Below are 13,921 nucleotides of genomic sequence, written 5' to 3'. Positions count from 1 at the left end.
GGCCTCAACCGCCGTCACGACGATTGATCCTCCGATTGACCACATTGGGCGCACGCCGCAATCGCTCCTGCTCGCCTAGCAGCTCGGCCTCGAAGGCGTCGGCGCCCACTGGCGTCTCGCCATGGCGACGGTAGAGCTGGGTCAACATGGCTTGTCGGTCGGCGCGCAGCTCGCGCACCAGCACGATAAGCATGCCGTAAAGAATGAAGGTGAACGGCAACGCTGACAGCACGGCGGCCGACTGCAGTCCGCTCAGCCCGCCCGCGGCGATCAAGGTGAAGCAGATGGCAGCGATCAGCACACCCCACGCCACCCGCTTGTACAACGGTGGGTTGATCGAGCCGTTGTCGGTCATCTGGGCAACGATATAGGAGGCCGAATCCGCCGAAGTCACCAGGAAAATGAAGATCAGCAGCATCGCCACGATCGACAGCACGCCACTGAAGGGCATGCGCTCGAACATCTCGAATAGGGCCACGGTGATGTTATCCGCGGTGGCCGCCGCCAACCCGGCGTCGCCACCGAGCTCCATATGCAGCGCCGCGCCGCCGAACACGCCAATCCACAGGCAGGCCAGCAGTGGCGGGACGATCAACACGCCGAACACGTACTCCTTGATGGTGCGCCCACGCGAAACCCGCGCCACGAAGGTGCCCACGAAGGGCGACCAGGCGATCACCCAGGCCCAGTAGAAGATCGTCCAATTGGCGCCCCAGGCGTTGTCACCGAAGGGGGCGATGCGCAGGCTCATGCCGACGAAGTTTTGCAGGTAATCACCGATACCCAGGGTGATGGTTTCGAGGATCGCCACCGTGGGGCCGGTTATCAGCACGTAGAGCATCAGGGCGATGCACAACAGCATGTTGAGGTTGGAGAGCCGCCTTATGCCCTTGTCCAGGCCCGACCAGGTGGATGCCATGTAGGCGAGGAACATGGTGAACAGAATGATGAACTGCCACAACCGGTTCTCGGGCAGACCGAACACGGCATTGAAACCGCCGTTGAGCTGCAGTACGCCGAGCCCCAGCGAGGTCGCCACCCCCATTACCGTGGCCACCACGGCGAAAACATCCAACGCCGGCGCATAGGGGCGAATGCGCGGATGCTTGGCCGCGATCGACGATAGCACCGAGGAGACCAGGCCGGCCTGCCCCTTGCGAAACTGGAAGTAGGCGATGATCAGTCCCACGAGCGAAAAGGCCGCCCATTGGTGGACGCCCCAATTGAAGTAGCTGTATTGAATGGCGTAGCGCGCCGCTTCGGCGGTTTCGGCCGGCAAGTCGCCATAAGGCGGCTCGACGTAGTGCAACATCGGCTCGGCCATGCCATAGAACACCAAGCCCACCCCGAAGCCCGCCGCGAGCAGCATACTGACCCAGGAGAAGAAGCTGAAGCTCGGCGTGCTGTCCTGAGGGCCCAGGCGTATCTTGCCGTAGCGGCTAAATGCGAGAAACAGCAGGCAGACCACGAAGCCGAAAACCGACAGCAGATAGAACCAACCGAAGAAATGGGTCACGCTCGCGAGCGCGGCATCGGCCGCGCTGCCGAATCTCTCGGGAAAACTGGCACCTATCATCACCAGCGTCGCGATGATCAACGCCGAGACGGCAAAGACACGCTGCCCTCCGTGGTTGGCCATGTGCGGTTCCTTCTGTTTCATCCATGAGTGTCTCTATCCTATCAGCCCATCCGCGAGGGCACACGATCCTCTACCGCGATTGGCGGTCGAAGTCACAAACCATTGCATCGAATCGCTTCCCGGACGATTCTGGGGAAACCCAGCAGGCTAAACATATTCGACAAGGGCCAAATTTCCATGCCCCGACTCCCCCGGACTCCCCTCTCCGTGCTCGACCTGGCGCCGATCCGTCAGGGCGGCACCATCGCCGACAGCTTCGCCGAGAGCGTGGCGCTGGCCCAGTTGACCGAACGCCTGGGCTTCTCCCGTTACTGGCTGGCCGAGCATCACAGCCTCGACGGCATCGCCAGTGCCGCCACTGCCGTGCTGATCGGCCACATCGCCGGCGCCACCTCACGCATGCGCATCGGCAGCGGCGGCATCATGCTGCCCAATCATCCCCCCCTGGTGATCGCCGAGCAGTTCGGCACCCTGGAAACGCTGTATCCGGGCCGCATCGACCTGGGGCTCGGCCGGGCGCCCGGCTCCGACGCCGCCACCATGGCCGCGCTGCGCCGCGACCCTTACGCCGGTGTCGACGATTTCCCCGATCAGCTCGCCGAGCTACAGGGCTTCCTCGACGAAGAGCGGCCCGGTCAGCGCGTCCGCGCGGTGCCCGGTCAGGGTACCCGGGTACCGATCTGGCTGCTCGGCTCCAGCGGCTACAGCGCTCAGCTCGCCGCCCGCGAGGGTTTGCCGTTCGCTTTCGCTGCCCAGTTCGCTCCCGGCTACCTGCACGAGGCGCTGCGGCTTTATCGCGACAACTTCCGCCCCTCCGCGGTGCTCGATCGTCCCTACGCCATGGTCGGCCTGCCGGTGATCGCCGCCGAGACCGACGAACAGGCTCAATTCCTCGCCTCGACCACGCGGCAGAAATTCCTCGGCATGGTGCGTGGGCGACGTACCCGTTCGCTACCGCCGGTGGAGACGCTCGACTGGACGCCGATGGAGCGGATCCAGGTGGAGCAGTTCCTGGGGGCCGCGGTAATCGGAGGCCCCGACACCGTACGCGCAGGACTCGAGCGCTTTCTCGAAGCGACCGGCGCCGACGAGCTGATGCTCAACACTGACGCCTATGCCAGCGCGGACCGGCTGAGGAGTTATGAAATCGTGGCCGAGGTGTGGCGGTCATGAGCTCGGAGACACCTGGCGCCCACATGGACCTGGCCGGTGTTCTCACTGGCATTCGCCGCATGGCGCCGCTGTCGCTGTTCGTGGTGGTGTTCGGCCTGGCCTTTGGCGTGGCCGCCCTGTCACGCGGCCTCTCCGGCCTGGAAGCGCTGATGATGAGTGCGCTGGTATTCGCGGGCGCCTCCCAGTTCGCCGCCCTCGAGCTATGGGGCGACGAGATTCCGCTACTGCCGCTGATCGCCACCACTTTCGCCATCAACGCCCGCCATCTGCTGATGGGAGCGGCCATCCAGCCCTGGCTGGCGCACCTGCCGCCGACCCAACGCTATGGCAGCCTGGTGCTGATGAGTGACTCCAACTGGGCCATGGCCGCCGCCGATCGCCAGAACGGTGAGACCAATGTCGGCATGCTGGTCGGCGGCGGTATCGCTCTGTGGCTGACCTGGGTGCTGGGCACGCTGCTGGGCGTCATCTTCGGCAGCGGCATCGAGGAGCCGCAGCGCTTCGGCCTCGATGTGATCATGGGCTGTTTCCTGCTGGCCATGCTGGTGGGCGGTCGCCGCGATCTTTCCATGCTGCTGCCGTGGACGGCCGCCGCACTGGCCGCCCTGGCGGCGATGACTTGGTTGCCGATGCATTCCCATGTGATCGTTGGCGCGCTGGCCGGGGGAGTGGCCGGCCTGTTGTTTCCAGCTCGCGAGGAGCGGGAGGCAACCGCGTGAGCCTGCCTTCAACAGCGGCGGGAGCCGCCATCGCCATCATGATCATGGCGCTGGTTACCTACCTGACCCGGGCCGGAGGCGTGTTCGTGATGTCGCGCCTCCCCATCGGTCCCCGGGTGGAGCGTTTCATCAACGCCATGGCGGGCTCGGTGCTGGTGGCGGTGATCACGCCCATGGCCGTGCAGGGCGACTGGGGCGCCCGGCTGGCGCTGCTCGCCACCCTCGCTGCGATGCTGACGCTGCAAAAGCCGCTGCCCGCCATTGCCGCCGGCATTTTCACCGCTGCCCTGTGGCGGCTGGTCGCATAGGGGAACGATCCCTGCCCCATAGCCTCAAAGGGACAGCCATTCCGCATGCCGCTTCGCGGCATCATTACCGGAGATGCCCATGCTCGACCCCAACGATCCGCGCCGCAACGCCGCCTGGCAAGCGGCCCAGCAATGGCGTGCCCGCACCCGTCAGACCCCGGGCGGTCCTCTCGGCGGGCTGAAGCTGATCTTCACCTGGCTGCTATTCGGACTGCTGCTGATCGTCGGTACGCTGCTCGGCCTGTTCTTCCTGCTGATCGGCTGGGCGATGCTGCCGTTCGTACGCCACCGCATGAAAAAGCGCCTTGAGCAGATGCGCGCCGAGCAGGCCCGGGACGCCGGCAGCGGCTATTACTATCGCGAGGAGACGGTCTACCGAGACGGCCGAAGGCACTCCGAGCATGAGCTGCTCGAGGGCGATTACCAGGTCAGGGACGACGAGCGCGGCAGGTAAGCAAAAGAAAAAAGAAAAGCAAAAAGAAAAGCAAAAAGACCCGCCAGGAGGCGGGTCGAAAGCCTGTCATGCAGGGGATGCAGACAGTCGGCCTAAGCCGACCTAGGCACATTACCGTTTCGCTTCGGCGACGGCCAATAGGCTTTCGCCATCGGGACGATAAGCTAACGCTCACGGTGGCAAAAACGGCTCGATTGCCATAACTTGAAACAGGACACTCACGCTCCGGAGACAACAATAATGCTTCGACTTCGGATGACGCCCAGGCGCATGCGCCTCTGCGTCTTCGGCACGCTGCTTCTCTCCCTGTCCTGGACCGCCCAGGCTAACGACTACCCCACCGAGGCACGCGTCGATTACGTGCTCGGCTGCATGGCGGCCAACGGTAACAGCTACCTGACCATGCAGAAATGTTCGTGCAGCATCGACGTGATTGCCGAGCATCTGCCCTACAAGACCTACGAGCAAGTCGAGACGGTGCTGGGCATGCAGGATCAGCGCGGCGAGCTCGGTGTGCTGTTCCGCACCGAGCGCGGCATGCAGGATCAGATAGACGCCCTGCATCAGGCCCAGGCCGACGCCAACCTGCGCTGCTTCTGAGGCGCCCATGCCAGGCGCCTCTGTTCGCTCCGCTGTCTCCTGCCTCGCCGCCGGCCTGTGGTTGGCGTTGCTGGGCGCTACATTCGCCCATGCGGGCACCGACACCGAACGCGCTCAAGGCGAGCGCCTGTTCCGCGCTCAGTGCGTCGGTTGCCATAGCATCGAGCCGGGCGTGCACTTGGCGGGCCCCAGCCTGCACGGAGTGGTGGGCCGTCCTGCGGGCAGCCTGACGGACTTCGACTACTCGTCGGTGCTGCGCGAGGCCGATCTGGTTTGGAACCGGGACACCCTCGACGCCTTCCTTGCCGGCCCCGACGACTTCCTACCCGGAACGCGCATGGTGCTGTGGGGGCTCGACGAGCGGACACGCGGACGCATCATCGATTACCTCGTGAGCGAAAGTGGCGAGCGCTGAGCAGGGCGGTGCAACTCCGGCGGCAGAGGATCGCACCGCTTCAGCCGCCCTTGCGGGCCATCATGCCCCGTGACGGGTTGTACCCCAGAATGGCCAGCGCCAGCAGTATTGCTGCCACCGACACGCTGATGAGCACCGCCTCCATGTTGAAGCGCTCGTAGAGAGCGAAGCGGATCATCTCAACGGCATGCGTGAAGGGATTGAGCGCGGCGATCTGGTAAACCAGGTAGCTGCCCTCGCGGATGCGCCACAGGGGGTAGAGCGCCGAGGAGAGGAAGAACATCGGGAAGATCACGAAGTTCATCACTCCGGCAAAATTCTCCAGCTGACGAATCAGGGAGGAGAGCAACAGGCCCAGGGCACCGACCATGAAACCGGTCACCAGCAGCGCCGGCAGCAGAAAGAGATAGCCCAGCGCAGGCGCCTGGATGCCGTAGGCCCAGGCAATGGCCAGGAACACGTAGACCTGTACCATCGAGACCAGAGTGCTCGCCAACAGCTTGCAGATCAGCAGGTACCAACGCGGGAAGGGGCTCACCAGCAGGACCCGCATGCTGCCCATCTCGCGATCGTAGACCATCGACAACGAACTCTGCATGCCGTTGAACAGCTGGATCATGCCAACCAGTCCCGGCACGATGTAGACTTCATAGAGAATGTAGGTCTGATAGGGCTCGGTCATCGCCACGCCCAGCGCCATGCGAAACCCCGTGGCGAACACGAAAAGCCACACCAACGGCCTCACCAGCGCAGCCAGAAAGCGGCTGCGCTGATGGAGAAAGCGAAGCAGTTCGCGCCCCACCACGCCGCGTAGACAGTGCAGCCAGGGCGTCGGCCTCATGCGTTCTCCTCCCCCACCAGCCGATCGTAGGCTTCGCCCAGGGTGTCGACGCCAAGGCGCTCGCTGAGCGTTTCAGCCGGGCCATCGGCCAGCAACCGTCCGCGATACAGCACCAGCACCCGGTCGCCGGGGCGCACTTCGTCGATCAGGTGGGTCGCCCACAGCACCGCCACGCCCTCCTCGGCACACAGCTGGTGGGCGTGCTCGACCAGGTCGCGGCGCGACGCGATGTCGAGTCCCACGGTGGGCTCATCGAGCAGCAGCAGGCGCGGAGCATGCATCAGCCCCCGGGCGATCTCCACCCGCCGCCGCTGGCCACCGGAAAGGCGACGCACCCGCGTTCGGCGCTGCTCGGCGAGCCCGATCCGGGCGAGCTGCGCTTCGGCGCGCGAACTCGCCTCGCGGCGGCTCATCCCGTGCAAGGCGCCGTGATAGTCAAGGTTCTGCGCCACGCTGAGGTCGGGGTCGAGGGTCGGCTGTTGAAACACCACGCCGATGCGGGCGTGCGCCTGCACCGCCTGGCGGCGCACATCGAAGCCTCCGATGCGAACCTCACCATGGCGGGAGTCGTGGAGTCGCGTAATCAGTGAGAACAGGGTGGTCTTGCCGGCGCCATTGGGCCCGAGCAGGACGACGAACTCTCCCTCCGCAATGGCCAGGGTGAGCGCCTCGAGCACCGGTTTCCTGTCGTAGGCGAAGCTCAGGTCGGCGACCTCGAGAGCAGGCCTCGCTTCGCTGCGTTCCTCGGCCACCTCGTTCACGGCTCGACGATGACGCCCCAGGGAAAGCGCCCCACCGGAATCGACTTGATCGCCCTCAGGCCCTCGACGTCGATCACGGTCACGTCCCCGCTGACCCCGTTGGTGGTATAGAGCCGGCTCTCGTCGGCATTGAGCGCCAGGTGCCAGACCCGCTGCCCGACCAGGAGGTAGTCGAGCACCTCATAGGTCTGCTGGTCGATCACCGCCACCCGATTGGAAGGTCCCAATGCAACAAAGGCGTAGCGCCCGTCGGAGGTCAGGGCGACACCGACCGCCTGCACGGTTTCGCGTGGCACGCCCGGCACGTCGAACCGGATGACGTGCTTGACGTCGAAGGTTTCCTCCATGTCGAGGATCGTTACCATGCCGGCGATCTCCGACGAGACCCAGGCCTCGCTGCCATCGTGGGAGAATTCCGCATGTCGCGGGCGGGCGCCCACCAGGCGGTGATGCACCGCCTCCATGGCCTCGGCATCGATGATATGGGCCATGTTGGAAGTTTCGGTCGTTGCGATCAGCCAGCGGCCATCGGGGCTGATCCCAAGCCCCTCGGGCTCGACGCCCACCGGGATCTCGGTCACCAGGGTACGCGCCTCGTAGTCGAGCACCGACACGATGTTGTCGTCCTCATTGGAGACATAGATGTAGGGCCGGTTGGGATCGACACGGATGACTTCCGGGTCTTCGCCCGAGGACTGGCTGCGCACCACCTGCAATGTCTCCAGGTCGATCATGTCGATCGCCTCGTCGTCTCCCACGGCCACGAACAGTTCGCTGCCGTCGCTGCTGAAGGCCATTGCACGGGGGCGGCGCCCTACCCGGATGGTTTCGATCACCTCGAGGCTCGTGCCGTCGATGACCGAAACAGTGTTGTCCTTCTCATTGGAAATGAAGATACGCTCGGCCTGGGCGGTCAGCGGCAGCCACAACAGCCCTCCCAGCACCAGCCCGAGGGTGAAATGCTTGGTGGTGGGTTTCCTATCCCCTTGACTCAGAAACGGCATGTCGATTCCCCCTCGTCGGCACCCAGCGAATCGAGTGGCGTGCGTGGATGCAGGTAGCCCTCTTGCGGCGACACCGAAGCCACCATGCGCGGCCCCGTCACCAGAATGGGTTGGCGCAGCTGGTGGTTCCAGGTACGGTAGCTGACCGGCAAGCCCAGGTAACCGGCGAGCTCGAACTCCTCGCTGAGCAGGTAGTCGAGTATCGCATCGCGTTCGACGGAACCGGTGCGCGCCGCCGCCTCGCCCAGCGAACGTACTGCCAGCCAGGCACCAAAGTCGCGCGGCGTCATCCAGCGCTCGGCGAGGTCCTCGAAGCGCCGCTGCAGTTGCACCGCCCCCCATGATTCATGGGCACGATGCCAGGGTGCGGCGACCAGCCCTTGGGTACCCACCACGGGGCGCGGCGCCCAGGTCTGATAGGGGAAGTACTCGCCGAAGTAGTCGGTCTCGTCGGCAATCACCAGCACGTCGTGTTCGGGAAGGTCTTGCACGAACACCGGTATTTCGCGTTGGATGGCATGAAAGCCGCCTTCGGCGCGGCGCGCCATGGGGTCGTGGGGCCACTGCTTGTCACCCACGATGCGATGGCCGTAGCGCTCGGCCGCGGTGCGCAGCACATCGGCCAGGATGCGATCCTCCTCGGTATTGCCATAGACCAGCGCCCAGCGATCCCACTGCTTGAAAGCAAGGAACTGGGCCAGGGCATCGGACAGCATGCGCCGGCTCGGCGTGGTGTGGTAGAGGTCGGGATGACACGCCTCCCCACGCAGCTCGTCATCGGGCGCCTGGGCGTTGAAGACCACCCGGTCGCCGCGTGCGGGATGCGCCATCACGTCGAGCAGCGCCTCGGCGGGCAAACCGCTGACGATCCAGTCGACCCCCTCGTCGACCAGCGCCTGCAGTGCCTCGCCGACGTCGCCGCCCTGCGCGACTTCGACCTCGTGCAGCATGAACTCCTGGCCCAGGAACTGCGCCGTGGCATTGTTATCGTTGATTCCCAGGCGTGCCCCTTGGAGCCCCTCATCGTCCAGTACCGGATCGAGCACCGAGAGCGGCTCGACATTATCATCACGCTGCATGCCGATATAACCGACGGTCAGGGTCTCGACGGTATCGGCCGGCAACAGCGTCGACCAGCCCAGGCCGATGGCTAGCCCCCCCATCGCCACCCAGCGAAGGGAACTCGGTAGAGTTTTCATGCGTGCTCCTCAGGCAACCTGCGCTGCCGCCATTGTCGTTGTCGTTCCTGATCTTCTTGGTTCAGGGCATGCGCGTCATGATCTCCCTGACCATTCGCGCCAGCCGCTCCTCGAGCAGGTAGGGCTGATCGCACATCGCCGGCAACGCCTGCTGACGATGCTGGAAAGTGCGCTGCTCCCAGAAGAGAGACTCGGAGAGCCGCTCGATCTCCCGCTCGTCCGCCGTCTCCTCGGCACGACGCGCCTCGAGCTCATCGACCATCGACGAGATGGTGTCGAGACGGGCCATCTGAGCGCGTGCGGCTTGGCGGATCCCCTCGATGGCGTGTCGACGCTCGCGGTTGGTGAGTTCGAACAAGCCGGCGAAGAGCAGGGTCAGGCGCCGCTCGGCTTCCTCCTCTTCCACCGAGTCGATGAAATCACGCACCCGCTCAAGCGCTTGCTCCTCGGAGGTCGAGCGCGAGGTAGCAAAGCGCACTACCCGTCCGATTTCCTCGTCCTCCCACCAGGCCTGTTCCAGCTCGTCCAGCGGTGGCCCGGTCCACAGCGAGCCCCAGGCCATTTCGGGAATCAGGCGCTGGACGCATGGCCAATCAGGCGGCCCCGCGGCCGCGCGCTGAGCTTCGCCCCGCTCCGCGCCGGCCAGAGCCAGGCCGATGGCAAGCCCCAGTACCAAGGGGCGCAGCGCCAGGCTACCGGAGCGGTTCATGACCCACCTCCCTCGCCCTGAGGGTCGAATAGCCGGCCATGGCGGTCGAGCAGCGGCACATGGTATTCGGCGAGGATGGCGTCGATCTCCTCCTGATGCCGCTCGATGAACGCGTTGATCCAGTCCTTCCAGTGAACCTCGCCATGGCGAATGCCCATGGTGATGCGATAGTCGAGCGGTGTCCCGGTGTCGTCGTCGACCAAGGGAACGACCTTGAGCGGCGGGTCCTGACGGGATGCGTAGTAACCAGCCAGCGGCCCCCATAGCACGGCGCCGTCCGTTTTTCCCGTGGCGACATCCTCGATGGCGTCGCGCACCGGCGCTCGCATTCGAGTGTCGACCATTAGCGGGTAGCCCTCGACGCGCGCCCCCATGCGCCGCAGCGGCACCAGCGGCGGCGTCTCCGCCACCACGCCGATGCGACGCCCGGCCAAGGACGGATCGCCAAGGCCCGCCACCTCGAGTTCCGAGTCCTCGGGCACCACCAGGGCGTAAACCGAACGGTAGTAGGCGTTGGTGTTCTGGACGAATCCGTAGCCGGCGACGGCGCCGATCATCACGTCGCAGACCCGTAGCTCCAGGGTATTGCGCACGAAGCCCATCACCTGGGGCGACCAGACGTAGGTCAGCGGCACGCCCAGGTCCTCGGCCATGAGCTCAGCGATGCGGTTCTCGAATCCTTCGCCGGCCTGGTTGCTGAAGGGCAGATTGTTCCCATCGGCACAGACCCGCAAGGCCTCGCGCTCCTGACGTTCGGGAGGGTTGGCAGACGCAGCGGCCATCCCTCCCAGCCCTACGGCCAGGGCGATCGCCCATGATGCGATACGATAGCCTGCTCTCATGCATCCTCCGCTTCGGGAAACGCTCTGGCGAACGATCGTCGCCTATTCTGTGCTGGGTGTCTCCGCTTCTGCGGCATCCGCTTCCTCTGTGGCATCGTCCCCCACGTCGGCGGCCTCCTCATTATCCGCCTCGTCCGGCTCTTGCATCGACTCGATGATCTTGGGACGACCGCGCCCCAGATCACCCTCGCCGCGCGCGCGCAAGTAGCTGAAAATGTTTGGGATATTGCCCATGACATAGGGATCGTCGGCGAAGGAGGGCATCACCTGGCCAGGCTGCACCTCGCGCCCGGAGGCGATGGTACCGGCGAAGTTCTCCCAGCCGCGGCGCTCGACGACGCGGATCAGGTTAGGGGCGAAGGAGGAGCCCAAGCCATCCGGACCATGACAGGCCATACAGGACCGGGTATAGGCGATATAGCCTTGGTAGGTATTGGGATCCACCTTGCCGTCCTCGACGATGAAGGCACCGGGCGCCTCGCCGGTGATGCGATCGGCCAGGCCGGCCAGAGGCAACCCCAGCATCAGCAGGGAAACAACGCATACAGGGAGGGTACAGCGACAAGCACGTGCGAATACCGTCATGCAGGACTTCCTTCTACAACTTCAGGAGCTTCAGGCGCGTCGAGACTGACGTCGCCGGGAAGACGGGGCGTGGCGGGCACGGCATCGCCGTACCCGCCCGATCATGAACCGACCTCAATCCGGCAGGGCGAATACCGTCAGTACGCCCCCGAGCTTGGTGTAGTCCCCCAGCGCGGAGAATGCGCTCACCGCGCCCAGCCCGTCCTCGGGGTTTTCCAGGCCGGCCGCCAAGCCGATGCCGGCCCAGCCGCCAACGCCGGAGAGCACGCCCAGGTACTGCTTGCCCTCGTGCATGAAGGTATTGACGTTGCCGATGACGCCGGAGGGGGTCTTGAAGCGCCATAGCTCTTCACCGGTTTCGATGTCGACCGCCTTCACGTGGCCTTCGAGAGTGCCGTAGAAGGCCAGATCGCCGGCAGTGGCCAACGCCCCGCTCCATACCGCGAAGCGCTCGTCGACTTTCCACACGGTCTCGCCAGCCACCGGATCCCAGGCGATGAAGCTGCCCATGCGCCCTTCCATATCGCCCTCCTGCGTTGGCGCCGGCATCATGGTCAGCGTGGCGCCGACGTAGGGTTGGCCGGCCACGTATTCGGTTTCGAAGGGCTCGTAGTTCATGCAGATCCGATTGATACCCGCATAGATCAGCCCAGTACGCGGCGAGTAGGCGGACGGCTGCATGTTCTTGGCGCCCATCGCGGTGGGGCAGATGTCGGTCGTGTTGACATCGACGCCCTGGCGGTAGGTGCTGTATTCCTCGCTGACGTTGGGCCGGCCGGTCTCCATGTCGTAGTCGTCGGCCCAGTTGGTTTCGGGAGCGAACTTTTCAGCGACCAGCAGCTCGCCGGTTTCGCGATCGAGCAAGAAACCGAAGCCGGTACGGTCGATGATCGCCAGGCCCTTGCGCTGTTCGCCCTCGTATTCGATGTCGATCAACTGGTTCTCGTTGACCCCGTCGTAGTCCCACTCGTCGAAGGGCACCTTCTGGTAGACCCACTTGACCGACCCGTCGTTGGGATCGCGAGCAAAGACGGTGATGGCCCACTTATTGTCAGCCGGTTCGCCATCCTTGGTGCGCTGCTCGGGGTTCCAGGTACCGGGGTTGCCCGTGCCGTAGTAGACCAGGTCGAGTTCAGGGTCGTAGGTGATCCACCCCCAAGGGGCGCCGCCGCCCCGCTCCCACTCGCCCTCGGGCCAAGTGGAGACGCCGAGGTCGGCCTCGCCGATCGGCTCGCCCAGCATCGTGGTGGTCTCGGGGTCGATCAGCACTTCGTCGTCGGGACCGGTGGAATAACCCCGCCACACCTGCTCGCCGGTTTCGACATCGTAGGCAGTCATGTGGCCGCGAATACCGTACTCGCCGCCGCTGATGCCGATCAGGACCTTGTCGTGCACCACCAGCGGCGACATGGTATTGGATTCGCCGACGGTATGGTCGCCGTTGCTGGCCTCCCACAACAGTTCGCCCGACTCAGCGTCCAGGGCGATCAGAGTATTGTCGGCCTGGCCCAGGAAGAGGCGGCCGTCGGCATAGGCCAGCCCGCGATTGACCGTGTCACAGCACATCACCGGAATGACGCGCGAATCCTGGTCCGGCTCGTAGCTCCAGACCACGCGCCCCTCATCCTCGAGATCGAGCGCGAAAACCTTGTTGGGAAAGGGAGTGTGTATGTAAAGGCGCCCGTCGCCAACGTAGAGGGGACCGCCCTCATGTCCGCGCAGCACGCCGGTGGAGAACTGCCAGACCGATCGCAGCTCACCCACGTTGTCGCGATTGATCTGATCCAGTTCACTGAAGCGATTGCCTTGATAATTGCCCAGCTGAGTGGCCCAGAAGTCGGGGTTCTGCTGGAGTTCGAGCTGGTTCTGGTTGGCGTAAGCTACCGATGCGGCCATTAGCCCTGTGGCCGTGAGGGCATACCCGATCTCCCGAAGCATGGCGTTTTTCTCCGTCTCACTGAAGGTGTGCCTGGGGAATCGGCACATCTTGTGTAGTTGTGTTTCAGCTATTGACACAAAAGGTCTAGCACAACTTTGGGCATCGGCAGGCTGGAGAGAGGAAATTTAGCCCTCCGCTCCGAGTCAAATGACTTTTGCCTCGTGGCAATAATGTTTCCGATCCGTTTCCAAGCCGCGTCATACGCGGGTTCAGCGCATCCTACTCACGCCGAACGGGATATCTTAGACTTAAGTCGAAAGGAACGAATGCCGTTAGCTGCTTAACTGAGAAGGCACGCCGCAATCCACCACGTGGAGGAATGACTATGTGGACCAAGCCAACCTATACGGATCTACGCCTGGGCTTCGAAGTGACCCTGTACATTTCCAACCGCTGAACTCGTCAGGCAAGGACTTTTCAGACAAGACGCACGACTCGACAGGCTGATGCTCTGTATGGAGCGTCAGCCTGTTTTTATTCGCGCTAATGTTGCCGATAAGCAACTCTGTTGTGTTGTCACGTCACAATCGTTTTGCTTGCACTCACCTAGACTGAATCAGCGTCGCCCAATCCGGTCGCTACCACGACCGTCACGACAACAACAAGGGAGTTCGCCATGAAATCGCGCGCCGCCGTTGCCTGGGAAGCGGGCAAGCCGCTCGAGCTCACCGAGATCGACGTCGAGCCGCCCAAGGCGGGCGAGGTACTGGTGCAGATCCAGGCCACCAGCGTC

Annotated in this window: 16 protein-coding genes and 1 pseudogene; 8 read left to right on the top strand and 9 right to left on the bottom strand. The window is 64.2% G+C overall.

Features of this window, described 5'->3' with window-relative positions; translation table 11 throughout:
* Positions 1-4: 4 nt before the first annotated feature.
* Positions 5-1,639 (bottom strand): BCCT family transporter, encoded by a 1,635-nt coding sequence (locus F0A17_RS20380; RefSeq protein ID WP_149330207.1) that lies wholly within the window; start codon positions 1,637-1,639, stop codon positions 5-7.
* A gap of 177 nt (positions 1,640-1,816) precedes the next feature.
* Here F0A17_RS20380 and F0A17_RS20375 point away from each other — a divergent pair, with 177 nt between their 5' ends.
* From F0A17_RS20375 to F0A17_RS20350, 6 genes are all read left to right on the top strand, one after another.
* Positions 1,817-2,812, top strand: coding sequence for an LLM class flavin-dependent oxidoreductase (locus F0A17_RS20375; protein WP_149330206.1), 996 nt, complete (start codon positions 1,817-1,819; stop codon positions 2,810-2,812).
* Entirely contained in the window at positions 2,809-3,531 is a 723-nt protein-coding gene (locus F0A17_RS20370) for an AzlC family ABC transporter permease (protein ID WP_149330205.1), read from the top strand. Before F0A17_RS20375 ends, F0A17_RS20370 begins: the two co-directional genes overlap by 4 nt.
* Positions 3,528-3,839, top strand: a complete 312-nt coding sequence (locus F0A17_RS20365; RefSeq protein ID WP_149330204.1) for an AzlD family protein — start codon at positions 3,528-3,530, stop codon at positions 3,837-3,839. Before F0A17_RS20370 ends, F0A17_RS20365 begins: the two co-directional genes overlap by 4 nt.
* Positions 3,840-3,918: 79 nt before the next feature.
* Positions 3,919-4,293: a hypothetical protein gene (locus F0A17_RS20360; RefSeq protein ID WP_422671217.1), complete on the top strand. Its 375-nt coding sequence runs from the start codon at positions 3,919-3,921 to the stop codon at positions 4,291-4,293.
* 240 nt (positions 4,294-4,533) lie between these two features.
* On the top strand, positions 4,534-4,893 hold the full coding sequence (locus tag F0A17_RS20355) for a hypothetical protein (RefSeq protein ID WP_149330202.1): 360 nt from the start codon (positions 4,534-4,536) through the stop codon (positions 4,891-4,893).
* A 7-nt stretch (positions 4,894-4,900) separates the two neighbouring features.
* Complete coding sequence (locus F0A17_RS20350) at positions 4,901-5,308, top strand: c-type cytochrome (RefSeq protein WP_149330201.1); 408 nt, start codon at positions 4,901-4,903, stop codon at positions 5,306-5,308.
* A gap of 40 nt (positions 5,309-5,348) precedes the next feature.
* Here F0A17_RS20350 and F0A17_RS20345 read toward each other — a convergent pair whose 3' ends face one another.
* The 8 genes from F0A17_RS20345 to F0A17_RS20310 all read right to left on the bottom strand — a co-directional run bounded on the left by F0A17_RS20345 (position 5,349) and on the right by F0A17_RS20310 (position 13,187).
* A complete protein-coding gene (locus F0A17_RS20345; protein WP_149330200.1) occupies positions 5,349-6,149 on the bottom strand; it encodes an ABC transporter permease in 801 nt (266 codons plus the stop codon).
* The gene (locus F0A17_RS20340) at positions 6,146-6,910 is read right to left on the bottom strand and encodes an ABC transporter ATP-binding protein (protein WP_228716983.1); all 765 of its coding nucleotides are present in this window, start codon (positions 6,908-6,910) and stop codon (positions 6,146-6,148) included. Before F0A17_RS20340 ends, F0A17_RS20345 begins: the two co-directional genes overlap by 4 nt.
* Positions 6,907-7,914 (bottom strand): PQQ-dependent catabolism-associated beta-propeller protein, encoded by a 1,008-nt coding sequence (locus F0A17_RS20335; RefSeq protein ID WP_149330199.1) that lies wholly within the window; start codon positions 7,912-7,914, stop codon positions 6,907-6,909. Before F0A17_RS20335 ends, F0A17_RS20340 begins: the two co-directional genes overlap by 4 nt.
* Positions 7,902-9,113 (bottom strand): ABC transporter substrate-binding protein, encoded by a 1,212-nt coding sequence (locus F0A17_RS20330; protein WP_149330198.1) that lies wholly within the window; start codon positions 9,111-9,113, stop codon positions 7,902-7,904. Before F0A17_RS20330 ends, F0A17_RS20335 begins: the two co-directional genes overlap by 13 nt.
* Before the next feature lie 61 nt (positions 9,114-9,174).
* Positions 9,175-9,822: a hypothetical protein gene (locus tag F0A17_RS20325; RefSeq protein ID WP_149330197.1), complete on the bottom strand. Its 648-nt coding sequence runs from the start codon at positions 9,820-9,822 to the stop codon at positions 9,175-9,177.
* Positions 9,819-10,664: a substrate-binding domain-containing protein gene (locus F0A17_RS20320; protein ID WP_149330196.1), complete on the bottom strand. Its 846-nt coding sequence runs from the start codon at positions 10,662-10,664 to the stop codon at positions 9,819-9,821. Before F0A17_RS20320 ends, F0A17_RS20325 begins: the two co-directional genes overlap by 4 nt.
* 42 nt (positions 10,665-10,706) lie before the next feature.
* A complete protein-coding gene (locus tag F0A17_RS20315) occupies positions 10,707-11,249 on the bottom strand; it encodes a c-type cytochrome (RefSeq protein WP_149330195.1) in 543 nt (180 codons plus the stop codon).
* 114 nt (positions 11,250-11,363) lie between these two features.
* Positions 11,364-13,187, bottom strand: coding sequence for a methanol/ethanol family PQQ-dependent dehydrogenase (locus F0A17_RS20310; RefSeq protein WP_149330194.1), 1,824 nt, complete (start codon positions 13,185-13,187; stop codon positions 11,364-11,366).
* Positions 13,188-13,513: 326 nt separating this feature from the next.
* Here F0A17_RS20310 and pqqA point away from each other — a divergent pair, with 326 nt between their 5' ends.
* The gene (pqqA, locus tag F0A17_RS20305; protein WP_140162547.1) at positions 13,514-13,585 is read left to right on the top strand and encodes a pyrroloquinoline quinone precursor peptide PqqA; all 72 of its coding nucleotides are present in this window, start codon (positions 13,514-13,516) and stop codon (positions 13,583-13,585) included.
* 219 nt (positions 13,586-13,804) lie between these two features.
* Positions 13,805-13,921 (top strand): annotated as a pseudogene (locus F0A17_RS20300) (S-(hydroxymethyl)glutathione dehydrogenase); the annotation flags it as partial.

The sequence above is a fragment of the Billgrantia pellis genome (genome assembly GCF_008297955.1).
GTDB lineage: Bacteria > Pseudomonadota > Gammaproteobacteria > Pseudomonadales > Halomonadaceae > Halomonas > Halomonas pellis.
Note: the sequence above shows the minus strand (reverse complement) of the source record. Positions and strands in the feature narration are given on the sequence as shown.